16 protein-coding genes are annotated in these 22,083 nt (G+C 57.2%); 6 read left to right on the forward strand and 10 right to left on the reverse strand.

Going from position 1 to position 22,083, the window contains the following annotated elements:
* The first annotated feature begins 11 nt into the window (after nt 1–11).
* The 3 genes from ASG35_RS25925 (at nt 12) to ASG35_RS25935 (ending at nt 2,393) form a co-directional block, all read left to right on the forward strand.
* On the forward strand, nt 12–827 hold the full coding sequence (locus ASG35_RS25925; protein ID WP_056364368.1) for a DUF1835 domain-containing protein: 816 nt from the start codon (nt 12–14) through the stop codon (nt 825–827).
* Nucleotides 828–896: 69 nt separating this feature from the next.
* Nucleotides 897–1,502 (forward strand): TetR/AcrR family transcriptional regulator, encoded by a 606-nt coding sequence (locus tag ASG35_RS25930; RefSeq protein WP_056364370.1) that lies wholly within the window; start codon nt 897–899, stop codon nt 1,500–1,502.
* A 219-nt stretch (nt 1,503–1,721) separates the two neighbouring features.
* Nucleotides 1,722–2,393 (forward strand): GNAT family N-acetyltransferase, encoded by a 672-nt coding sequence (locus ASG35_RS25935; RefSeq protein ID WP_200945784.1) that lies wholly within the window; start codon nt 1,722–1,724, stop codon nt 2,391–2,393.
* Nucleotides 2,394–2,463: 70 nt separating this feature from the next.
* Here the strand turns inward: ASG35_RS25935 and ASG35_RS25940 are convergent, their stop codons facing one another.
* Nucleotides 2,464–2,967 carry an Lrp/AsnC family transcriptional regulator gene (locus ASG35_RS25940; RefSeq protein WP_056364371.1) on the reverse strand — a complete coding sequence of 168 codons (504 nt, stop codon included), beginning with the start codon at nt 2,965–2,967 and terminating at the stop codon, nt 2,464–2,466.
* A 132-nt stretch (nt 2,968–3,099) separates the two neighbouring features.
* On the opposite strand from ASG35_RS25940, the gene hppD reads away from it, so the two are divergent.
* Nucleotides 3,100–4,203: a 4-hydroxyphenylpyruvate dioxygenase gene (hppD, locus tag ASG35_RS25945; protein WP_056364373.1), complete on the forward strand. Its 1,104-nt coding sequence runs from the start codon at nt 3,100–3,102 to the stop codon at nt 4,201–4,203.
* 48 nt (nt 4,204–4,251) lie between these two features.
* On the opposite strand, the gene ASG35_RS25950 is transcribed toward hppD, so the two are convergent.
* The gene (locus ASG35_RS25950) at nt 4,252–4,437 is read right to left on the reverse strand and encodes a hypothetical protein (RefSeq protein ID WP_156393350.1); all 186 of its coding nucleotides are present in this window, start codon (nt 4,435–4,437) and stop codon (nt 4,252–4,254) included.
* Nucleotides 4,438–4,701: 264 nt separating this feature from the next.
* On the opposite strand from ASG35_RS25950, the gene ASG35_RS25955 reads away from it, so the two are divergent.
* Nucleotides 4,702–8,292, forward strand: coding sequence for an indolepyruvate ferredoxin oxidoreductase family protein (locus tag ASG35_RS25955; RefSeq protein ID WP_056364377.1), 3,591 nt, complete (start codon nt 4,702–4,704; stop codon nt 8,290–8,292).
* Between the two features lie 79 nt (nt 8,293–8,371).
* Here the strand turns inward: ASG35_RS25955 and ASG35_RS31845 are convergent, their stop codons facing one another.
* The gene (locus ASG35_RS31845) at nt 8,372–8,863 is read right to left on the reverse strand and encodes a C40 family peptidase (protein WP_162244443.1); all 492 of its coding nucleotides are present in this window, start codon (nt 8,861–8,863) and stop codon (nt 8,372–8,374) included.
* A 10-nt stretch (nt 8,864–8,873) separates the two neighbouring features.
* Between ASG35_RS31845 and ASG35_RS31850 the strand changes: the two genes are divergently transcribed.
* Nucleotides 8,874–9,257 (forward strand): hypothetical protein, encoded by a 384-nt coding sequence (locus ASG35_RS31850; protein WP_162244444.1) that lies wholly within the window; start codon nt 8,874–8,876, stop codon nt 9,255–9,257.
* A gap of 335 nt (nt 9,258–9,592) precedes the next feature.
* Here ASG35_RS31850 and ASG35_RS25965 read toward each other — a convergent pair whose 3' ends face one another.
* The 7 genes from ASG35_RS25965 to ASG35_RS25995 form a co-directional block, all read right to left on the reverse strand.
* Nucleotides 9,593–10,273, reverse strand: coding sequence for a C40 family peptidase (locus tag ASG35_RS25965; RefSeq protein ID WP_056364381.1), 681 nt, complete (start codon nt 10,271–10,273; stop codon nt 9,593–9,595).
* A 1-nt stretch (nt 10,274) separates the two neighbouring features.
* On the reverse strand, nt 10,275–12,317 hold the full coding sequence (locus tag ASG35_RS25970) for an ATP-binding cassette domain-containing protein (RefSeq protein ID WP_082508613.1): 2,043 nt from the start codon (nt 12,315–12,317) through the stop codon (nt 10,275–10,277).
* A 168-nt stretch (nt 12,318–12,485) separates the two neighbouring features.
* Nucleotides 12,486–17,177: a beta strand repeat-containing protein gene (locus tag ASG35_RS25975; protein WP_056364386.1), complete on the reverse strand. Its 4,692-nt coding sequence runs from the start codon at nt 17,175–17,177 to the stop codon at nt 12,486–12,488.
* Nucleotides 17,178–17,245: 68 nt separating this feature from the next.
* Nucleotides 17,246–18,541, reverse strand: a complete 1,296-nt coding sequence (locus tag ASG35_RS25980; RefSeq protein WP_082508614.1) for an HlyD family type I secretion periplasmic adaptor subunit — start codon at nt 18,539–18,541, stop codon at nt 17,246–17,248.
* A 51-nt stretch (nt 18,542–18,592) separates the two neighbouring features.
* The gene (locus ASG35_RS25985) at nt 18,593–19,120 is read right to left on the reverse strand and encodes a hypothetical protein (RefSeq protein WP_156393351.1); all 528 of its coding nucleotides are present in this window, start codon (nt 19,118–19,120) and stop codon (nt 18,593–18,595) included.
* Nucleotides 19,120–20,676 (reverse strand): TolC family protein, encoded by a 1,557-nt coding sequence (locus ASG35_RS25990; protein WP_082508615.1) that lies wholly within the window; start codon nt 20,674–20,676, stop codon nt 19,120–19,122. Before ASG35_RS25990 ends, ASG35_RS25985 begins: the two co-directional genes overlap by 1 nt.
* 10 nt (nt 20,677–20,686) lie before the next feature.
* Nucleotides 20,687–21,916: a MotA/TolQ/ExbB proton channel family protein gene (locus tag ASG35_RS25995; RefSeq protein ID WP_156393352.1), complete on the reverse strand. Its 1,230-nt coding sequence runs from the start codon at nt 21,914–21,916 to the stop codon at nt 20,687–20,689.
* Between the last annotated feature and the right edge of the window lie 167 nt (nt 21,917–22,083).

The raw sequence follows: 22,083 nt of genomic DNA on the forward strand, positions 1-22,083 counted from the left end.
CACCGTTACTGATGAGCACCATTCACGTTACCAACGGCGACTACGCCGCCGAGATACTCCGCGAAGCGCTGAATGCGGTTTCACGCGACGAGCGCGTCATTCCTTTGAAGGACGATCTCGCGGTCGGCCATCTGAGGGGTATCGACGATAACCCGGAAACGCGCGCCCTCTTCTGGCAACAAGTGCTCGACGAGCACAAAGTCGATTTCATCTCGAAGCTCAAGGAACAGGACGCGCTGTTGCGTGAACTCGCGCAGGGAACGGGCCAGGTCGTGGTGTGGCACGGGCAAAGCGCGGGCGATCAGTTGATGCTGCGTCGCGTCGCCTACTTTTTGCGCAACGTGCCGCAACGCCTGAACGAAGCGAAGCTCACCGCCGACGACCTGCCGCTTCTTTCCTCCGATGACGGCAAAGAGCGTCGTCGTGGACGCGGCGACGCCATTACGGCGGTCGGCATGTTCACGGCGGCCGAACTCGGCGCCAAACTGCCGACGGCCGCGCCCATCTCCGTGTTGCGCATCAGCAGGCTTGCGCTGGAATGGCAGGAAGTGAAGCAGATCAACAGCGAAACACGGCGTTGGCGCGACAACACGTTTATCTCCGGCACGTTTTCCGATATCGATGAAACCATCCTCCAAATAGCGACTGAAGGCTGGATCAAGTCGCCTCGGCTCGCAGGCCATGTGATGGGGCAAAATTTCGGCTTTCTGGTCAGCGATTCCATCGCGCTCTGGCGATGCCGCGAACTGGTCGCCGCCGGCAAGCTGGAAATCCGCGGCGATCTCGCGAAAATAGCCGACGCAAAACTCCGCCGCGCCGCGCATTAACCGCAGCTGCCGGCCGAGCCTCGATCAAGCATTAGAATTCCGTTCGACCCAGCACTTCTCCGAGACTCAATGGCCCGCACCAGAGCGCCCGACCACGACACACAACGCGAGCAGATACTCGAACTCGCCGCCGCCAAATTCGCGCAGACGAGCTACCCGAGCACATCGATGGCCGATCTCGCCGCCGCCAGCGGCACTTCCAAGGCGCGCCTTTACCACTACTACGCGAGCAAGGAAGCCATTCTCTTCGACTTGCTCGACCGTTACACCAAACGGCTGATGTTGATCATTGCCGAGGTGGAAGGCGCAAGCCAGCGGCGCGGGCTGACCGAACGCGAAGCGTTCGCCGAGCTCATTCGTGCGTTTCTAGCGGAATACGAGACATCGCATAGCCGGCACGTCGCGTTGCTCAACGATGTGAAATATCTCGAAGATACACAGCGCGAAATCGTGCTTGAACGTCAGCGCGGAATCGTGGCGGCGTTCGCGCGGCAACTCGCGCGCGCATATCCGAAGCGGGCGACGAAAGAAAATCAGACCGCTCTTACGATGATGGTTTTCGGCATGATCAACTGGACGTTCACCTGGCTGAAGCCGGACGGCAAGCTGGGATATCGCGAATTTGCAGAACAAGTTGTCAACGTGATCGAACATGGCATGAACGGCGACGCTTGAAAGATCCCCAAAAGTCGTGTGTCGGTTTTCGCACAGTCGTCCAATTTTGAGATTTCGTCCCAAGTCGTTGAATTGAAACGAATAAGATTCTTATGATTTGATGACTAGAGGCAACGTTCCACGCTGAATTACGGGTTTTCCCTAGTACTCGAACGATGGTTCGGCTAGAATTCGTTCTGCGACGCAGCACGTCGCTCGACGATTCAAGGAGCCACCATCGTGAACTTATCTTTCAACCGCCCCGCCGCATCGATCTTTGCATCAGCCGATCGCTCGCCTAAGGCTGCCGGTCGTTCGCCCGTTCTCGTGCGTGAGTTGTCCTCTGCAGATCGCGAGCGCCTGATGACGCATTTCCTCGCACTGGACGAAGACGATCGCCTTTTGCGCTTCGGCCAGATCGTGCCGGATCGGGTGATCGAGAACTACGTCACGAATATCGATTTTTCACGCGATACAGTTTTTGGCGTTTTCGACGAAGCGTTGACTCTGGTTGGCGTCGGCCATTTGGCCTATTTGCCGGCTGAAGGCAACAAACGCACGGCCGAATTCGGCGTGTCCGTTCTGGAAAGCGCGCGCGGCCGTGGTGTGGGAAGCCGCTTGTTCGAGCGCGCCGCCATTCGCAGCCGCAATACGCATGTTTCAATGCTCTACATGCATTGTTTGTCACGCAACTCGACCATGATGCACATAGCGAAGAAGTCGGGCATGAAGATCGAATACGCGTACGGCGAAGCCGATGCCTATTTGTCCCTGACGCCCGCCGACCAAAGCAGCATTCTCACGGAGATGCTTCAGGAACAGGCGGCGGTCTTCGATTACGCGATCAAGCGCCAGGCGCGCCGGGCATCGCAAATGTTTCAGGCGTTCATGCCTACTGCCGACGCGGCTTAAGTTTCAGCCGAATCAGCAAGCATGCGCAAAAGCACGAAAGGCGGCGAAAGCCGCCTTTTTTGCGTCTGGATCATCGGATAGGCAAAGCCGTCGTTTCTTTGATGCGCTCGAGCGAAAAGCTGCTCTTCACATCGATAACCGATGGGTGGTGCAGCAATTGATCCTGCACAAAACGTGAAAAGTGCTCCATGTCTTCGACCTGGACGCGCAACAGATAGTCTGTATCGCCGGTCATGGCGTCGCAGGCAACGACCTCCGGCCAGGTCAGCAAGGCTTCGCGGAATCGATCAGCGTGCGTCGGCGGATTTTTCATTCCTGCGGACGCCACCGTTCCACCGCGCTTCTCCAGCCGCACATTCACGTAAGCAAGCAGCCCAAGTCCAAGCAGGCGCGGCTCCAGCAACGCAACATAACCGCGAATCACGCCTGCCTCTTCCAATCGCCGGATACGCCGCAGGCAAGGACTCGGCGACAAACTCACCTGATCCGCGATATCCTGATTCGACAGCCGTCCGTCGACTTGAAGAATTGCAAGAATCTTCCGATCGATCGCATCAAGTTCAATTCGCGCCATATTCTGCCTCTTAACTTCGATTACACGCTATGAACGTGCGTCATCGTAGCGATGCACGTTTTGATTCGCAAGTATCCGCCACGCGCATCTCGATAGACTTTGTCCTATTGATCGCGAATACGGAGACAACGCATGCAGCCAACGACCTGGGACAATCCCGTCGGCACGGATGGTTTTGAATTCATCGAATACACGGCGCCGGATCCGGTTGCTCTCGGCAAGCTTTTCGAACAGATGGGTTTCACTGCGATCGCGCGGCATCGGCACAAGGACGTGACGTTGTACCGGCAAGGTGAGATCAATTTCCTGATCAACGCCGAGCCCGATTCCTTCGCGCAGCGTTTTACGCGTTTGCACGGTCCGTCCATTTGCGCAATAGCGTTTCGCGTCGCCGATGCCGGCAAAGCCTATAAGCGCGCGCTCGATCTCGGCGCATGGGGCTTCGACAACAAAACCGGTCCCATGGAACTCAACATTCCCGCGATCAAAGGCGTAGGCGATTCGCTGATCTACTTCGTGGACCGCTGGCGCGGCAAGAACGGCGCGCAGCCCGGCACTATTGGCGATATCAGCATTTACGACGTCGATTTCGAGCCGATTCCCGGCGCCGATCAAAATCCGGCAGGTCACGGACTGACGTACATCGACCATTTGACGCACAACGTGCATCGCGGGCGAATGGTCGAATGGGCCGAGTTCTACGAGCGCCTGTTCAATTTCCGCGAGGCGCGTTATTTCGATATAGAAGGCAAAGTCACCGCCGTGAAGTCGAAAGCGATGAGTTCGCCATGCGGCAAAATCCGCATTCCGATCAACGAAGAAGGCTCGGACACGTCGGGGCAGATTCAGGAATATCTCGATGCGTATCGCGGCGAAGGGATTCAGCACATCGCGCTCGGGACGAACAACATTTACGACACGGTCGACGGTTTGCGCCGCGCGGATATCGCGCTGCTGGATACCATCGATACCTATTACGAACTTGTCGACCGGCGCGTGCCGAACCACGGCGAATCGGTCGCGGAACTGAAGAAGCGCAAGATTCTGATCGATGGCGTGCGCGATGAAATCCTGCTGCAGATCTTCACGGAAAACCAGATTGGCCCGATTTTCTTCGAGATCATTCAGCGCAAGGGCAATCAGGGATTTGGCGAAGGTAATTTCAAGGCGCTGTTCGAATCGATTGAACTCGATCAGATTCGACGCGGCGTGGTCAAGGACACCACGCCAGGCTAAAAAAACGGCGATCTGAACGATCGCCGTTTTTTATTCAAGGTGAGAATTTCAGGCTTTGTCTTTTTTGTCCGCGGCCTGATTTTTCGAATTCTGTTCGATGCGAACCTGCGCCATGCGTGGCGCACCGGTCATCAAACTCTCGGATCCGGCCGCCGCGCCGACGCGAACAGGCGCGTTCATCGCGAAAAATGCGGCCGAAACCATCAAGAAATTCTGAATGTATCTTTGCTTCACTGCTTCCTCCTTCAACTGCGTGCATCGAGATGTGCATCGCGGAGTTTGAATGAACTTCCCGCGAGCGGTTCCTTCGTGAAATAAAACTCGGGCGTTTTTACACCTCGTAACACGCGAACGATCGTGAAATTTCTTTTCAGCGGGTTTTTACCAGTGCTGTCAGAAATACAAAACAGGCACACTCAAAATCCCGGCTGCCGCGTTCACAAGACGCTAAAGCCCAAGAGTTTTGGCGATCCCAAACGTAGGCGGAGAGACCCCACAATGAATGCCCCACTAGACGCGGAACAACAAGCCAAGCTTGAGGCCGCGCTCACGAACGTCACCCTCGACGACAAATACACCCTCGAACGCGGCCGCGCTTACATGAGCGGGATTCAGGCGCTCGTCCGGTTGCCGATGCTGCAACAACAACGCGATCACGCCGCCGGTTTGAATACCGCCGGGTTTATTTCGGGTTATCGCGGATCGCCGCTTGGCGCGCTCGATCAACATTTGTGGAAAGCGAAGAAACATCTCGCGTCGCACGAAATCGTGTTTCAGCCCGGCGTGAATGAAGACCTGGCGGCGACCGCGGTTTGGGGTTCGCAGCAGGTCAATCTTTACCCGAGCGCCAAGTACGACGGCGTTTTCTCGATGTGGTACGGCAAAGGACCGGGCGTCGATAGAACCGGCGACGTGTTCAAGCATGGGAATTCGGCGGGTTCATCGGCGAAAGGCGGCGTTCTTGTGCTCGCCGGCGACGATCACGCCGCCAAATCCTCCACGCTCGCGCATCAGTCGGAACACATTTTCAAGGCGTGCGGATTGCCGGTGCTGTTTCCATCGAATGTGCAGGAATACCTGGACTTCGGGTTGCACGGCTGGGCAATGAGCCGTTATTCCGGCCTCTGGGTCGCCATGAAATGCGTGACCGACGTGGTGGAATCGTCGGCTTCGGTGGATATCGATCCAAATCGCGTGCAGATTGTCTTGCCCACGGATTTCGCGATGCCCGATGGCGGACTCAATATCCGCTGGCCCGATCCGCCGCTGGTTCAGGAAGCGCGGCTGCTCGACTACAAGTGGTACGCGGCGCTCGCCTACGTGCGCGCGAACAAGCTGGATCGCATCGAAATTGAATCGCCGAACGCGCGTTTCGGGATCATGACCGCGGGCAAGGCGTATCTGGATGTGCGTCAGGCTTTATCAGACCTTGGTCTCGACGATGAAACCTGCGCGCGCATCGGCGTGCGTTTGTACAAGGTCGGTTGCGTGTGGCCGCTCGAAGCACAAGGCGCGCACGCGTTCGCGCACGGGCTGGAAGAGATTCTGGTGGTCGAGGAAAAACGCCAGATCCTGGAATACGCGATCAAGGAAGAGCTTTATAACTGGCCCGACGCGCAACGTCCGCGCGTATTCGGCAAGTTCGACGAAAAAGACGGCGCCGGCGGCGAATGGTCCGTGCCGATGGGCAACTGGCTGCTGCCGGCACATTACGAGTTGTCGCCGGCGATCATTGCGAAGGCGATTGCAACGCGGCTCGATAAATTCGATCTTCCGCCCGAAGTGCGCGCGCGCATCGCAACGCGGATTGCGGTGATCGAAGCGAAGGAACGTGCGCTGGCGAGGCCGCGCGTCGAGGCCGAGCGCAAGCCGTGGTTCTGCTCGGGATGTCCGCACAATACATCCACGAATGTGCCCGAAGGATCGCGTGCATTGGCGGGTATCGGTTGCCATTACATGACCGTCTGGATGGACCGGAGCACGAGCACATTCAGCCAGATGGGCGGCGAAGGCGTGGCGTGGATCGGGCAAGCGCCTTTCACGAACGACCAGCACGTGTTCGCCAATCTCGGCGATGGCACGTATTTCCATTCCGGACTATTGGCGATACGCGCGGCGATCGCATCAAAAACGAATATCACGTACAAGCTGCTCTATAACGACGCCGTCGCGATGACCGGCGGCCAGCCCGTCGATGGCGTGCTCACCGTGCCGCAAATCACGCATCAACTCGCGGCAGAAGGCGCGAAGAAAATCGTGATCGTCACCGACGAACCGTCCAAGTACGACGCGAACGTCGGCCTTGCGCCTGGAATCCAGATCTATCATCGGGAAAAACTCGACGAAGTTCAGCGCGAACTCCGCGAAATCGCGGGCACTACGATCCTGATTTACGACCAGACATGCGCGACCGAAAAACGCCGCAGAAGGAAACGCGGCGCGTATCCCGATCCGGCAAAGCGCGTTGTGATCAACGAAGCCGTCTGCGAAGGATGCGGCGATTGCTCGGTGAAATCGAATTGCCTGTCGGTCGAACCGCTCGACACCGAATACGGCACGAAGCGCCAGATCAACCAGTCCACGTGCAACAAGGACTACTCGTGCGTGAACGGATTCTGCCCGAGCTTCGTCACGGTTGAAGGCGGCCAGTTGAAGAAGCCGAAAGCATCGAGCATTTCCGGCGATGCCATGACGCCCGTTCCCATGCCCACGCTTCCTGAAATCGGCCGTCCTTTCGGCGTGCTGGTCACGGGCGTTGGTGGAACTGGTGTTGTGACGATTGGCGCATTGCTCGGCATGGCGTCGCATCTCGAGCAAAAAGGCGTGACCGTGCTCGACGTCACCGGCCTCGCGCAAAAAGGCGGCGCCGTGATGAGCCACGTGCAGATTGCGAATCAGCCTGGCGATATCCACGCCACGCGCATTGCAATGGGTGAGGCGGATCTTGTTATCGGTTGCGATCCGATTGTCACGGCCAGCGACGAATGCGGCTCGCGCATGCAGCCTGGCCATACGCGCGTGGTCGTGAACAGCGCTGAAACGCCGACCGCCGAGTTCATCAAGAACCCGAACTGGCGCTTCCCGGGCGCGAGCGCGGAAGCGGATATCCGCACGGCCGCGGGCGAACACGTTGCGTTAGTCGATGCCAACCGTTTCGCCGTCGCGCTCCTGGGCGACGCGATATACACAAACCCGTTCGTGCTCGGTTTCGCGTGGCAGCGCGGCTGGGTGCCGTTGCGCCATGAATCGCTCGTCCGCGCGATCGAACTCAATGCGGTGCAAGTCGAGAAGAATCTCGCGGCGTTCGAATGGGGACGTCACGCGGCGCACGATCTTCCGGGCCTCGAACGGCTGGTAAAAGGACAAAGTGGCACTGTTTCCGCGGGCGTTCAAGGCAAGGTCATCACGCTGCACACGCCAAAGGCGCTGGATGCGTTGATTGAAAAGCGCATCGGCTATCTCGCCGATTATCAGAACGAGGCTTATGCCGCGCGATACGGCCGGCTCGTGGCCGAAGTTCGCGTGGCCGAAGCGGCGCTCGGCGTGCCGGACGGTCAGTACGCGCTAACCGAAGCGGTCGCCCGGAATCTGCACAAGCTGATGGCGTACAAGGATGAATATGAAGTCGCGCGCCTTTATGCCGATCCGGCGTTTGTCGAGCGCTTGAAGGGCAGCTTTGAAGGCGACTGGAAGATCAACTTCCATCTCGCGCCGCCTATGTTCTCGAAGAAAGACGCGCACGGCCATCTCATCAAGAAGCAATACGGGCCGTGGGTTTTATCGGCGATGAAAGTATTGGCGAAAATGAAGTTCTTGCGCGGTACGTCGCTGGATGTTTTCGGCAAGACCGATGAACGCAAAATGGAACGCGCATTGATCGCGGATTACGAAGCGCTGGTGAAGGAGTTGATTGGCGGCTTGACGCTCGATAAATTGCCGCTGGCAATCGAACTGGCGAGCTTGCCTGATTCCATGCGCGGTTATGGTCACGTGAAAGACAATAACGTCAATGCAGCGCGGGTCAAATGGAATGCATTGCTGGCGAAATGGCGCGCGCCGGCAGGCAGTGAAACGCGGCAAGTGGCGTGACGTTTTTGTAACGCATGGCAAAATGCCCGATGAATGTTCATCGGGCGTTTTATTTTTAGAGCCACTACATTCGAGCACGTCAGGCAACGCGGCGCGCGCCGTAATATCGGCGAGTCCAATAGGCGCTCTTCATGGATTCGATACGCACGAACGCACCTTTCTTCGGCGCATGAATGAACTGGTTTTCACCAACATAGATGCCAACGTGAGTCGCCGTGCCTCGCGTGGTGTTGAAGAACACTAGATCGCCAGGGTGAAGATTCGTTCGGGTGATTGCCACGCCTTTCCGGCTTATTTGCGACGATACACGCGGCAATAAAATGCCAGTTGCTTCTTGATACACGTATCGCACGAAACCACTGCAATCGAGTCCTTGCTCCGGCGTATTGCCGCCCCATGAATACGGAACGCCAATCATGGTTTCGGCTTTTTCGAGAACGTCGGAAAGTCTCGTGGTGGGCGCGACGCTAGTGAATCCGTTTTCACTGGCGGCATTACCTTCTTGAGCCGGAACGTAAAGCAGGGCATCGCCGTTGAGCGAGACAGGATTTTTGCCCTTAATAGCGCCCATGGCTACATGCTTGCGGCTCAAGCTCGCTGTCGCGGTTTCCTGGGCGAACAAACTGCTCAAGTCCAACGATGATGCCGACACGGAATCCATATTCATTGGCACAGCAGAAGCCGTTGTGGACGCCGAAGCGATTACAAGCGTGCCGAACGCGACGGCCAACAAGCGGGAATATCGCGCTCCTTGCGGCGCTGTGCCAGCGGGCGCAGCTGCAGCGAACCGCGCGTCGTGGGAAAGATGCTTTGTCATTTCGATCATCGCCGAGTTCATAACCACAACCGCAAGCTGGCGGGACCTTTATCTTTTGAAGGACGCGCTAGTTGAATCGCATGCTTCCTTTCGAACAATCGAAAGCCAACATTGCTTTTCTGATCGACAGAAACCTGCTTCTCGATGACCTTGTTCAGTACCGTTGTATATTGCTTTTTCATAAGTGATACGCATTCCTAAAATGTTAGATTTTCTTTAAAAATGGTGGGATCAACATATCCAGGAAACCGCATCAGTTATCGTGCGTGACTGATTAATTCATAGCCTCGATATCAGGTCACGCGATTGCCGCTTCCTCCGCCTTCTTCAAAAAGTATTCTATTAGGATGATTTGAGAATCCTCATAGGCGAATTCCCAAATCGGTTTGAGATATCTTCGATGACTCGCTTGGATTGATATCAAGACGCCATATACCCGGCGATGTCTCAACAATCGCGGATCAAGCAAAAAAATTCCGCGCTTCAGGTAACCCGCCTTGCCCCGTAATATCTCGATGTCCAATAAGCGCTTTTCATTGATTCAATACGAATAAACGCGCCTGTTCGCGGTGCGTGAATGAATTGCTGGTCGCCTACGTAAATGCCAACGTGCGTAGCCGCGCCCCTCGGCGTATTAAAGAAAACCAGGTCGCCCGGATGCAGGTCGGGTTGCGCGATGGCACTGCCTTTCGTGCTAATTTGCGCCGATAGTCTGGGCAGCAGCATTCCCGTCACTTTCTGATAGACATAGCGCACGAAACCGCTGCAATCAAGACCTTCTTCTGGCGAATTACCGCCCCATAGATAAGGCACGCCAATCATTGTTTCTGCTTTTTTCACTACGCCGGCAAGTTTCGCGCTCGATGCCGTCGATGCAGTCAACGGACTTGCTTGAGCCGATGCATCCGGCTCTTCGTCGGGAAATATCCTGGCCGCAATAGCCTCGCTATCAAGCGAATTGAGATCCCCGACACTGATCGGATCTATTGAAACGGTGGTGAGACTTGGCTGGGGAGGCGAGGCATTTGCATTTCCTGTTGCGGTCGAGAAGACGATGCTGCTGCTCACAATAGCAACAAAACGGGATAGATCTCGTTGCAACGAAGACTGTCTACCGCCGCCTCCGTCCTTCTGGTCGCGCACTCCAAGCGTATTGCGTTCCATCTCAAACATCCGCGGCGTGAGCACGCATTTTCGTAAATGCATCGCGCGAACCGTCGAAGGCAACGCTTCCATCGGTCAAAACAATCACGCGCTCAACAAGCGAGAGCAGATTGCCACGATCGGTCAATAGCACGACCGTTGTCGCCGAGCTCATCTTGTCCTTTGCCAGTTCAATAAACGCCTTTTCAGTCGGTCCGTCGAGATTGGCCGTCGGTTCATCGAGCAGCCAGATGGGACGTTGCGTCAACGCGAGACGCGCCATTGCGAGCATTTGACGTTGCGCCGAAGTCAGCCTTGCAGGCATTTTGTCGAAGCGCGTGTGCAGACCATCCGGCAGCATGGGCGGCAGCCATTGCAATGGCGCGCGGCTCAATGCGGCGACGCAGGCTTCATCGGTTTCAGGCGTCTCAGCCGACAAATATTCACCCAGCGTGTCGCCAAGCAGCATGCCGTCCTGACCCATGTAGTGCGTCTGATAACTCAGCGCTTCCACGCGACGACCTGTCAGCCGCTGCCCGTTGTAGCGAACCTGGCCGTGTTCCGGCGGCATGAGCCCGAGCAAAATATGCGCGAGCGTACTTTTTCCGGATGCAGGCGCACCAACAATCGCGACCTTCTCGCCCGGCAATATCTGGAGATTGATGCCGCTTAACAATGGCTGATTCGGCATATAGCTGAACTGCAGATCGACGGCACGCCATCCCTGCTCGTTCGGTACGGCCTGGACAATATTTGCATCCGTAACCGTGGCCGATTCGTTTGTGCGATTGATGCCGGCGAACACCGCGCGCAACTGCCGCAGAACGGGAAGGACGCTGACCAGCGCGAACACCGGTTGTCCAAGGCGGCCAGCAAGGATCACAGTGGCGAACAGCGCGCCCGCCGCAAGATGACCGCCTTGCAGGAGATAAAACGCCGCAACAACCGTAGCCACGGTCTGCACCGAAGACAACGCCATCAGCACCGCGTAACAGCGCGTCTGCAGCACGTGCTTGCGTTCCTCCACGGATGTATTGCGCTCCACGTTGCTCAAAAACATGCTTCGCAACAGGTCGAATGCGCCACCAGCCGAGTAAGCCGACGGTTTCGCGAGTGGCGCGAAAGGCGTAGACGGCGTTTCGAGACCGCTTCGCTGCAGATGTTTATCGAAGCGCCATACGACTGCGCACTCGATGATCCAGATTGCGAGCGGCACGAACACCAGCCAACCGGCAACAATGGCGATCACCGTAAAAAACATCACGCAGAACAGCACGTCGAGTACCGTGCTCGCCGCGAGACTCCAGAACAGCGACCGTGCCTTGGCCCATCCAGTCAGTCCGTTGAGCGTTGCCATACCCCAGTCGGTGGTGCGCGATAGCGGCGCGCGCACGAGTTGATCGACAACTTGGGGTTCAATGTGGCTACGGATCGAGCGCGACAATCCGACCATGACTTTGGCGCGTTCCATGCGAAACAGATACTCGAGTCCGAACGCGAGCAACGCGCCAAAGGATAGAACCCACAGCGACGCGTCCGCTTGCGCAGGAATCACGCGGCTATAGATAGCATTCATGTACAGCGGAATGACGAGCGCAAAAAGATTGAGCGCAAACGTGCCCCACAGCAGTTGCGACAAGAGCCGGCCTTCTTTACGCCACTGATTGATGAACGTGTGAAATGACAATGCGCCAAGACGCTGAACCTTTACCACGCGATACAGCGGCTTCACGCTGGCTGATAACGCGGCATTGCCCTGACTTCCGGTCGAAACACCATCGGTCAGCACACCGTTTTGCACGCTGACGCATTGCCATAATTGGCTGTCGTCGCGTGCGAGATATACATCGCCGTCGAGTCGCTGCATGCTCGCTCGCACTGGCAAAAAATCAAGCCCGTATTCGCGTCCAACCTGATCGAGCAACGCATTTTCACTGCTCGTGCCCGCGAGCGCGGCACACGTGCGACGCCACCGCTCCTGAGCCAGCTCACCGTGGATACCAGTAATTGCAATGCCCGCAGCTTGAAGTAATGCCGCTGCGGGATACTCCATTTGGATATTCATTATTTTTGTCCTTTCTTTAGTTGCGGGAGCGCAATCTCAGGCACCGGCGTGCAGAGGGATAAGCACGCGGCATGTTCTTCGGCCGCGTTCACGTTTAAGAGATTAGCTATCCGAATTGAAATACTTGCTTTAATGGAATAGTTTCAAATATAAAAACGAACCACAGACTCAGTGATTCCAGATCAATTGATGACCGCCGAGCGCATAAGTGTCGGTCGTATGTCCGTCACTGACCGACGTAGTATGCGTCCATCCGTCGAGCGCGGCGTTATGGGACATGGATATAGTGTCTTTCGATCCGGTATTGATTGTCAGCGTTTCATTTCCGCGTGTCAGGAGGCCAGTAAAGTCGATGGTTATTTTGTCCGCGGCGGTACTGGTCGAGAAATCGATCTTCTGAATATTCGTCACTTTCGCCAGCATGGTGGTGAGGTCGTACGTCGAAGCTGTATTACCCGTCTTTTGCAATACGTCATTTCCTCCGCCGCCATCCTGACTGGTTTTGGTCACGTCGGCCTGCGTGTTGAATGTAAAGACGTCATCGCCGGTTGTTCCTACCACTTTTGAGACTGCGCTGTATGTATCGACGCTTGTGCTTTTAGTTACCTTCCCGTTGGCAAGGTCTACCGTGATGGGTGCGTCCATGTTGGAGTAATTGATGGTGGTAGTGCTGCCGCCGCCGATTATGGTGTTATTAGCGTTACTGGCCATGAGCGTCTTGGTGCCCGCGCTGCCCATTGAGAAAGTCATGTCTACGCCGTCTTTACCGTGCACCCAGTCGTTATTCTGGCTGCCTCCGCTGTACTGCTGGAAATTCGCGATCGTATCGTTGCCGATCAGCGCCCCACCAGCGACCGTCTTGACCACTAATCCAGTATCGAAGTCAGCGTGAACAACGAGCGTAGCGTCCGCAACGGCATACACGTTACTCGTGCCGCCACCCGCGTCGATTGAATCGCTGCCATCGGATGCAATAATCCAATCGCTCTGGTTGGCATGCCCCTTGATAATGTCATCGCCCGTCGTACCGCGGAACCGGCTGAAGTTAGTCAGCGTGTCGCTTTCCCGGCCGTCGGTGAACGACACCGTTCCAGCATCGAAATCGGCATTCAAGCCAGTCGTAGTTTTCACATACGAAATAACCGCCCGGGATGCGCTTTGTGCGGCAATGCTCTCTCCGGTTCCGTGATAGTTGCCGTCGATCTTGTTGCCACCGCCATTCACGAAGTAGTAATCCTGCTGGTTCGCAGCGCCGTTGATCGTGACATGATTCGCGGTGCCCCAGTTGACAAGATTGCTCATCAAGTTCGATGTCTTGATTGCGTCGATGTTCTTGAATGTCGCGTATCCAGTAGCACCGTTTGCCACTGTACCGGTCGTCCAGTTAGCTGTGTTATCACCTTGCACAGTTCCGCTACGCCCGTCCGGATTAAGAACGAATGCGGTGAAAGCGCCACCGTTTACAGCAGTTGCATCGAGTTCATTGCGTCCGCCTCCGCCATCGATAATCGACGCATACGGATTTCCTTTTATGGCAATCTTGTCGTCACCCGCGCCTCCGCTGATATTGACCAGATTGCTTACCACGAAGGAATCGCCATGATTAGTACCCACCACGGTGCCGAACCCATTCACCAACGTGTCCTGGCCGTTTGAGCCCTTCTGCACAATGCCTGTGCCCGTGTCGAGCTGAATTCCGGCGTTAAGCTGCGAGTAATCGAGTTTGCTGGTCGCGTTATGGCTTACGTAGGTATCGTTGCCCTTCGATGCAATGACAGTGTCGTTAGCGCCTGTACCCAGATCAATCCAATTGTTTGCGCCGTTCTTTCCTTGATACACATTGCCTGATGCGTTATTGCCCACGATCCTGTCGATATTGGTAATCCGGTCCGTAAAGCCATTACCATTTTTCGAAACAACGCCTGTTTCCAGATTGATATTCAACGCACCTGTCGAGTTGCTGTAGTCGACCGTATTGTTCGCACCTGATCCACCATCGAAAATATTGGTGCCCGTCCCGCCGATCATCAAATTGTTGTCGCCGGAAACGTGAATCTCGATGCCGTGATTGGCGCCCCGGATCGTGCTGTTTCCACTCTTGTTCCCAATGATCACGTCGATGTCGAACAATCGGTCGACAAAGTCGTTCCCAACGAGCGCGAGGTTACGGTCGAGCGAGATTTCCAGGTGTCCGTCGCCTTCGTAAGCGGTGTAATCCACGGTGACCCTTCCGCCCAAACCGCCCGTGACCGTATTGTTGGCGCCGCCGCTGAAGACATGCATGTCTCCGGTGCCGGCGGTGATCGAGTTCGAGCCGCCGCCCGTTGCGTGGAATTCGCTCGTGCCGCTCCCGCCGATCATGGTGTTCGTTCCGGCGTTCGTGCTCGTGAACGTGTTGGTGCCAGCGCCGCCCTTGTATAAGGTGTTGCCGCCATCCGCGGCGAATACGTTGACGCCATCGCCGGCATAAAAGGTGTTCGCGCCGCCGACAGATCTTGCTGTATTGGACGTGGCGCCGCCTACGATCGTGTTGGTCCCCTGCATGACGTCGAACGTGTTGTTACCCGCACCGCCGTAAAGCTGGTTCACGCCCGCGTTCGTTACAAAGTGCGTGTCGCCACCGGTGCCGATCAACAAATTGTCGCTGCCGGTCAATCCGGTCAGCGTGCCGCCGCCCGCCGCGCCGATGACAGACTGGATATGCGCGAGTGAATCCACGCCGCCGTCGCTCTTGACAGCTTTTCCGGTTGCACCGTTTAGATCGACATCGACCGCGCCTGTCATCTCGGCATAGCTGATCGTGTTGAAACCCGTGCCACCGTCGATAGTGTCGTTCCCGCCACTGCCGATGATCAGGTCGTCACCGCCGCCGGCGAAGATGACGTCATCGCCGTCGCTGCCCTTGATGCGATCGTTATGCGCCGAACCCGTGATCTGATTCACGCCGCTGAAATGATCGACTGCCGACTTGCCATTCGCATCGGTCCAGCCATTGTTCGACGTCACGCCTTTCGACATGTCGATATCAACGCCATCGAGTACGAGCGTGCGTCCGCTGGCGCCGAGGGTGGCGGTGTCGAACGCGCCTGCTCCGGCTCGCGAATAGTCGAGCACGTTCTTGCCGCCACCGCCGGTGTATACGTTGTTGCCGCCATTCGCGATAAACGTGTTGTCGCCCGAGCCGCCTATGAACTGATGGTCGAATGCGTTGCCAATGAACGTGTTGGCGCCCGAGCCACCCTTGATGATCTGGATGTTTTCAATACTGTTCGTGGTGTCGCCAGACTTGACGCGGCCCATGTCGACCGTGATTTCACCGGTCGGCGTTATGCCGAGTGCGCTGCGTACATCGGCGGAAAGGTCCACTGAGAGCGCCGATGTAAATCCGGAATAATCGAGCGTGTTCACGCCGCCGCCGCCGTCGTAGACGCCGTTCGCCGTGCCGGCAATGATGGTGTCATCGCCGGAACCGGCGTGGATCGACACGTCGTTGTCGTGACGGCTCAGCTGGTAGACATCGCTCTCGTTGCGCAAGGCCGTGGGGGAATCGATGACCTGGAACTTGAGATCGGTCGAGCCAGCTTGTCCGGACTCTGCATCGACAAAGTCGATATGGATGCTGAACACGCCATCGAGCACTTGCTTGGAGATCGGATAACGCAGCGCAAACTCGTTGGACTTGAGACCAAGTGCAATGCCTTCGTCGGAATTCCACAAAATGATGCTCACGCCTTTGGCCGCGAGATCTGCGCTCACCGATACGTCGCTCAATTCACTTACGCTGCCCGCATTGACAATACGCACCATGCTGCCGGGTTCCGTCGCGCCAGCACTGCTATCGGCGTGAATGGTCCAGTTGGCGGTTTCCTGGCTTAGATCGACATTCCGAGCGCCGTATTGCGTGGAGATCCGGCCGTCCGTGCGCGCTGCGTCCGCCCCGCCACCCAGGAGATAGTCGTGGGTGGTTTGATCGGCGACAGCTTGCGTTTCCAGCAACACCACGTCCTTCAATGTCGGAGGGATTGGCGGCGTCGGGTCTACCGGCGTCGGGTCTACCGGCGTTGGGTCTACCGGCGTCGGGTCTACCGGCGTCGGATCTACCGGCGTCGGGTCAACCGGCGTCGGGTCTACGGGTGTCGGTTCTACGGGCGTGGGTTCTACGGGCGTCGGTTCTACGGGCGTCGGTTCTACGGGTGTCGGTTCTACGGGCGTCGGTTCTACGGGCGGCGGGTCCGCTGGCGCCGGCTCTACGGGCGTTGCATCTACAGGCGTTTCATCCTGCGGCACCGGTTCGGCTTTAACCGGCGGATTCTCCGGCTTGGGCGGCATACCGGCAATATGATCGACGCGCGGCAACTCTTCTGTATCGAAGCGATGCTTGCTCAGGTCTCCCGGATGCACCACCGGCGGCGCCTTGTGCGCCGCGTCGCTATGGTCGGCGCCCGCGGCTTCCTGCGGCGGCGTTTCAACAACAACGACCTCCTCTTTCGTGACCACTTTGGTCTCTTCCTTGCTCACCTCTTTCGATGTTTCCTTTTCAGCCGCGCCCTTGCTTTCTTCGTGATGCGCAACAGGCGCGGCAGCGTTTGGCGCGACCGTGACCGTGGTCACATAGGCCAGCAACTGATCCGACGGAATCTCTTTTCCATCGGCGAATACCAACGTGAAGACCTGCTTGCCCATGGTCGCAAATTGCGCCGCGAACGGGAAAGTCATGGTGTGTCCGTCGGCAGTCTTGACAACGATGTCAGGACCGTTGATGGAAATCTGCACGTCGGAGAATTTGAACGGCAACTCGTTTTTCGAGTACGTCTCGAGAATGACCGTTGTGTCGAGTTGTTTGGGGATTGGCAATTTCATGTTAAGGCTCCAGCAGGACGGTCCATCAACATGAACCGTTCAACAATATGATTTACAACGTACGGATATCAGGACTCGGAAAGCGCGGTCGATGCGCCCGTCATCAGCGGCTTCAAAAGATACTGCGCGAGCGAACGATGCCCCGCGAGCAAGTAACCTTCTACGGCCATGCCTGGATATATCGGCTTCTTCAGATTTGCTTTGGGAACTTCCACGGTGACGTCGTAAAAGCGCCCCGTGCGGTCGTCGCCCAGCGCGTCGGCGCTGACCACCTCCACGCGCCCATTCAGCGTGTCCGTATAACTGTTGCCGAAAGCATTCACGTGCACACGCACCGGCATGCCTTGCCAGATCTTGTCCCGGTCTTCGGGACGGATCTTGACCTGCGCGACCAGCGGCACGTCGCTTGGGGCAATCTCGAACAAATCGCCGCCGGGTTTGACGACCGCGCCCGCGTGAGGATTCACGACGCGCTGGATCACGCCGTCGGCAGGGCTGAGTATCTGCGCCTGTTTGCGACGATCCTCGCTGGCCGATGTCTTCGCGTTCGATTGCGCCAGTTCATCGCGCACTTGCGACAATTGTTTTTGTGCATCGGATATGAAATCCGTTTTGGTCTGATCCACCTTCAGCCGATACTCGCGCTCTTCCGCAATCAATCGCGGAACCTTCGCGCGCGCTTCGTTCAATGCACCTTGCGAGCTTTGCAGGTCGGTCCGCTTCTGCAGCAGCACGCCCTCGGCGGCCGCGCCTTTACGCACGAGCGGTTCGATCATGTCGACCTGCTGTCGCATCAGGGCCACTTCTTTTTCTTGATCCGCGATACGGCTGCGCAATTCCGCCAGTTGCGCGGAACGCTGATCGGCCTGCACAGCGGAAATGGAAATGGACTGTTCCAATGTCCGCTGGCGCGACTCGTAAAATCCCTTTTCGCTAGCGATAGCCTTTGCATGTTCCGGCTCCGCCGACTCGGCCGGAGTGAACGGCGTCCGTGCGATCTCGGCAACCAGCCGCTGTTCGCGAAGACGCAGCGTATCGAGCGCCGCCGTATTCTTGGCGAACTCCTCGGATACATACGTGTTGTCCATCACCGCAAGCAACTGGCCTTTGTGAACCGATTGCCCTTCACGCACCAGCAGCTTTTCGAGCTGGCCGCCATCAGGATGCTGGACCACGATGTTGTGGCTTTCCACCCGGATCACGCCCGGTCCGTGAACCAGGACGTCGAGTTTGAACGCGGTTGACCAGAGCGCGAACAGCATCAGCCCCAGCAGCGCGGCGCCCGTTACACCGCGTGGCGCAAACCGGCGATATGGCGCAACGACATCGGCCACTTTCTTCCTGGTAATTTCGAATTTATTCATGTTGAGTACCTCTGCACGAGACGCCGTGCCGCTGAGTAATAAGGCCGCCGCTTACTTGAGCCGGAGGATGATGGAGTCCTGCGTTCCCTTCTCCGGAACCGGATTCCTCAACTCGATCTTGTCGCGGGGAATCTTCAGTTCATCGGCGATGGACACCACCATGAGCGAGCGCTCGAACTGCATTCGCAGGCGCACGCCGAGCGGTGCGTCGGTCGTGCGCGTCAGCGAAAACACCAGGATGCCCCGTGCGCGAATAGCTGCCGCGTTCTGGCTGATCCAGGCACGCGTGGCGGCACGTTCGGCCGGCTGGAGGAAATTTTCGTCCTCGCCGACTTTCGCGACGAAATCCGTCGGCAGTTGCGTCAGGCTGTCGTCCATCGTCGCCTGATGCGTGACGGCCATTGCCTCCGCGGACGTCGCGTTGGAAACAGGCGGCGCGTCTGGCGTTCCCGATGAAGGCGTGGCCATTGCTGCGAGCACCTGGAAGATCATGCTTAGCAGCATGTAGACCATCAACAACACGGTCATCATGTCGACGTAAGCCGGCCAGATATGGTTACTTTTCGAGCTAGCAGACATTACATTTCTCCCTTCACCAGATTGAGGGCGCGCAGCCCGTCCATTGTTCGTGCATCGAGGTTGTAGAGCGCGAGCGTCGAAAGTTTGTAGCTCGCCTCGGCTTGTTCACGATCACTTCGCGCACTGAACAAATCGACTTGCGCGCTGATGAGATCGGACAGCGGCCGTGTGCCGAGGCGGAACTCGTCCGCGTACAGATCGAGCGTGCGCAGCGCCTGCTTCTCGCCTTCAACGCTCAAGGTCCACTGATCGCGTGCGCTGCTCCAGTCCGACTGCAACGATTGTTTTTGATCGTTCACGTTGCGCAGTTCTTGTTCAAGCTGCTGTTGCGCGACATATTTGGCGGCCACGGCTTCATTGATGCGCGACTTGCGCAGGCCGCCGTCGAACAGATCGAACGACACTTGCACCATCACCGAGCTGCCCGGCGAAGGCACTGACTGAAGCGGCTTTCTATACGTACCAACTAGATCGATACGCGGATAACGCGACGCGCGCTCGACATTCACCATGGCCATGTTGCTCGCCACATCCAGACGACGCGCCTGCACGGCGAGATTGGCGTCGGCGTCTGCGTCGAGCAGCGGCTGAACATCGACGAGCGGCAATTGCTTGACTGCATCGAGCGATGCCGGCAGCGCGTCCTTCCCCGTTATGGAGCGAAACTGTTGCTCGGATTTCGCGAGCTGCAACTTGATTTGCCGGCCGCGTGCCTGTGCCGAAGTCAGCGCTAGTTGTCCGCGAATGGCGTCCGATTGCGCTGCAAGGCCACCGCTCACACGCTGTTCGATCACCTGGTTGAGGCGTCGCACCTGCGCAATGTAGTCATCGGCGATCTTGCTCAGATGCTGGTTTTTGACTACATCGAGATAAGCGCGCGAGGTTTCGAACGTGAGTGTTTCGACTTCGCTCTGGTACGCGCTTTCCGATGCCTTGGCCGCGAGCGATGCACTCTGCACCTGGTTCTTCCGACGGCCGAAATCGAACATGGTGTATTGCAGCGTGGCGCTTGCCTGCGCTGCCTGGTCGTAGCTCCGGCCATATCCTTGCGACGCGCCGACGATCTTGTCCGGCGTCTTCGCGATCACGCTCAACTTCGGGAAGTAAGCGGAGCGTGCGCCCATTACACGTGCCTGCGCTTGATCCGCCTGACCGCGGGCAATTTTGGTGGACAACGCGTTGTCGGTTGCGGCATCGAGCGAACGGGCGAGATCCATCGTGTTGCCGGTTGCCTGATTCGCTGCCGACGACCTTTCGATGTTTCCATCGGCGCGTTCTGCAGCCGGGACGTTGGGCAGGTCGCTCGTTGGCGGAGCCAGCAGTTGTCCGTCGAGTGCGCCGTTGACATCTGTTTTCGGAGGACGAACCGCCGGGGGAATGGGGTATTGCCCCAGCTGAAGCGGGTTGGCCGAAGGCGTTGCTGTCGACGGATTGTTGATCATCCGGTCGACGAGTCGAGTCAGGATCTGGTTGTCCGCGGCCGATGCGCTAGCGCAGACACCGCTGAACATGAGGGCTGCAAGCAGCTTTTTTGGTGCGTAGGAGGTTTGTGCCATGAATTGCTCCTTACGCTGCTTCGGCCATGGCGACCGCTGAGCCGGGAGCGCGGACGCGTCCCGATTCGATCGCTACGCGAGCACGAGAGATTTGCTCGACGCAGTCCATCACCGCGTTGCGCTGCATTTGCACCGATACGCTCATCTTCTCCAGCGCGGCGTGCTTGGTCGCCAGACTGCTTTGGAATGCTTCGAGTCCTGCAACCGTGTGTTCCGTATTCGTCTTGATATCGACAAGTACGTCCGTCACGCTGTCCACGGCTGCCGTCACTTGAACGCGATTTGCTTCCACGCTCGCCGCCATGGTGATGACGGCTTCTTTCGCCGATTCCATTGCAACCGTGTTGGCTTGCAAGCTGTGCTGGATTCCACCGAGCAAAACCTCCTGGCGTTCCGCCAGATTGGCCATGCGATTCAGCGCATCGAAGCTCGCAGCGGCAAGGCGGTCCTGTTCTTTACGGCCGGCGCTGGTTACATCGACGAGTTGCGCAATACGCGCTTCAATAGCGCTCGCCACGTGTTCGATGCGAACCATCGCGGCGTTGTTGTTTCCGCCAGTGGCGGGTGCAGCGTCGCCGGTGGATTCGTCACCGCCGACCACCGTTGCCCATTCGCGGATCGATTCAATCCAGTTGCTTGAAGAACGGCTGATGAACTGAGCCAGTGCGCCCACCGCGAGCGAGCCGATCAAACCGAGCAGCGAAGCGGAGAATGCCGTCGACATACCGGCCAGCGGCGCGGTCAGGCCACCAATCAACGCACTCGCCGAGGCCTTTCCGCCAGCGCCCGATACCAGCGCCATGGCGTCCTTGATACCCGCCATGGTGTGCATGAGGCCGACGAACGTGCCGAGCAATCCCAGGCCGATCAGCACGCCCGATGCGTAGTCCAGCATCCGGCCGCGCCATTCAAGAGCTTCGTTGAGCGCTTCGATTGCCGAATGACGATGCGCTGCTTCCGCGTGTCCAACATCCGGAAAGTGTTTTGCAACAGTTTTCAGCGCGTTCGGTGAAGCAGGATTAACTGCAATACGCGTCCAGGTAGACTCGCCACGAAACACAACTACTGCAGCGAATATGGAATAAACAATCGACGATATTAAAACAGCGAGGATCAGTGAATTGACAACAGGGTTGTGAGAAATAACTTCCTTCAGCGTCTCGAAGAAAACGCCGAGGCCGCAGATCATGATGATCTGAATTACAAAAACAATTAATGTAGAACGTCGAGTCTTGGTCATTTCAGTTTGAATTCCAAAGAAAATTGATTACTGACTCGACCAGCCACGCTTGAAGCATTGGCTCCGCCGAGCTTTGCTAAGCTCTAGTGGCGCGAATCAGGGTTTGATGTTTAGCTTTTGTGGAGCCAGGCTTTCAAGAACGCCTTGCAACCGTTGCGAGGGCTTTT

The sequence above is a fragment of the Burkholderia sp. Leaf177 genome (assembly GCF_001424345.1).
Lineage (GTDB): Bacteria > Pseudomonadota > Gammaproteobacteria > Burkholderiales > Burkholderiaceae > Caballeronia.

Coding starts and splice junctions, on each gene's coding strand:
- ASG35_RS25955 (WP_056364377.1), top strand. CDS start 4,702: ATGAATGCCCCACTAGACGCGGAACAACAAGCCAAGCTTGAGGCCGCG.
- ASG35_RS25970 (WP_082508613.1), bottom strand. CDS start 12,317: ATGAATATCCAAATGGAGTATCCCGCAGCGGCATTACTTCAAGCTGCG.
- ASG35_RS25985 (WP_156393351.1), bottom strand. CDS start 19,120: ATGTCTGCTAGCTCGAAAAGTAACCATATCTGGCCGGCTTACGTCGAC.
- ASG35_RS25940 (WP_056364371.1), bottom strand. CDS start 2,967: ATGGCGCGAATTGAACTTGATGCGATCGATCGGAAGATTCTTGCAATT.
- ASG35_RS25965 (WP_056364381.1), bottom strand. CDS start 10,273: ATGGAACGCAATACGCTTGGAGTGCGCGACCAGAAGGACGGAGGCGGC.
- hppD (WP_056364373.1), top strand. CDS start 3,100: ATGCAGCCAACGACCTGGGACAATCCCGTCGGCACGGATGGTTTTGAA.
- ASG35_RS25930 (WP_056364370.1), top strand. CDS start 897: ATGGCCCGCACCAGAGCGCCCGACCACGACACACAACGCGAGCAGATA.
- ASG35_RS25990 (WP_082508615.1), bottom strand. CDS start 20,676: ATGGCACAAACCTCCTACGCACCAAAAAAGCTGCTTGCAGCCCTCATG.
- ASG35_RS25975 (WP_056364386.1), bottom strand. CDS start 17,177: ATGAAATTGCCAATCCCCAAACAACTCGACACAACGGTCATTCTCGAG.
- ASG35_RS25995 (WP_156393352.1), bottom strand. CDS start 21,916: ATGACCAAGACTCGACGTTCTACATTAATTGTTTTTGTAATTCAGATC.
- ASG35_RS25980 (WP_082508614.1), bottom strand. CDS start 18,541: ATGAATAAATTCGAAATTACCAGGAAGAAAGTGGCCGATGTCGTTGCG.
- ASG35_RS31845 (WP_162244443.1), bottom strand. CDS start 8,863: ATGGGCGCTATTAAGGGCAAAAATCCTGTCTCGCTCAACGGCGATGCC.
- ASG35_RS25925 (WP_056364368.1), top strand. CDS start 12: ATGAGCACCATTCACGTTACCAACGGCGACTACGCCGCCGAGATACTC.